A 1,089-nucleotide genomic window follows, 5' to 3' on the forward strand; every position below is an offset into this window, starting at 1 on the left:
TAAAAATGGAACGAACCAGAGGAAAATCCGTAGGATTTTCCGAGTAGGCTAGAACCAAGCAATTATTTTTACAGGTTGTTAGCCAAAGTTTTTATTTAACCTTTTTTATTTTTTTATCCAGCTCCTTAAAGTCTTTTGATTTAATGTTAAATGACATCAATGAATGTTGTTGGTAAATTATATCACCAGTATTACCATTAATGATAGTAATTATTTTGTTGGAATTAATTTGATTATACATTAAATAATAAAAATCTGTGGTTTTATTATCCAAAATCATTTTTTCTATTTCCTCATATTCAACAATTTTATAGTCAAATGAAAAATCTTTCATTAAATCTTCTATTTCTGGTGATTTCTTTTCCGTTACTGTCCAAGCATTATATCCATAAAGGAAAGTTCTATCTATATAGATTGTGTTACTTTTAATATTTTTAAGTTCGGGTTTTACATAATCTTCATAAAGGTCAGTTGAGACCTTATTTTTGATGGAGTTATTGGCAAACTGCAAGAAATTTTTCAAGTAGCCTAGCCGAAAATTTAATAAATCACCTTTTAATTCTTTGGAGTATGCACCTGCTTGCTGTCTCAAACTAATATCTGGTGTAAAATAAATAGTTCCAATTTTTGAAGAATACCATTTTAATTCACCTTCTTTAGGCTTTTTCTTTATTTTATCAACAACGTGAAAATCTAAAATATGAAACCCATAATCAACAGTCATTCCACTAGATTTTGATTTAGTAATACCAATGTTCATAAATTGAGCTAAAACGTCATCCACTTTTACTTCTGACTCATTAAATTCGTCCTCCATTATTAATTCATAAGGAGTAACATCCCAAACTTCATTTAAGATGTTTTCAAAAGTTGATTTTGAATAAAATTTAGGTAAAACAAATTTTGTGGTCTTTGTAGTAAATCGATTTAGGGTTTTTTTATTTAACTTCTTATGTTTATACATGGCAAAACTAAAATCACCAACTCTAACTTGAGAGTAGCTAAAAGTTGTAGAAATTATTGTTAATGTAAAAAGTAAGGTTCTAAATTTCATATTATGTTATTTTGTTTAAATTTTGGCTAACGGTT

General features: G+C 27.3%; 1 protein-coding gene. It reads right to left on the minus strand.

What is annotated here, in order from left to right:
* Nucleotides 1-91: 91 nt before the first annotated feature.
* A complete protein-coding gene (locus FHP04_RS14345) occupies nt 92-1,054 on the minus strand; it encodes a hypothetical protein (protein WP_139856836.1) in 963 nt (320 codons plus the stop codon).
* Between the last annotated feature and the right edge of the window lie 35 nt (nt 1,055-1,089).

The sequence above is a fragment of the Aequorivita sinensis genome, assembly GCF_006346335.1.
Taxonomy (GTDB): domain Bacteria; phylum Bacteroidota; class Bacteroidia; order Flavobacteriales; family Flavobacteriaceae; genus Aequorivita; species Aequorivita sinensis.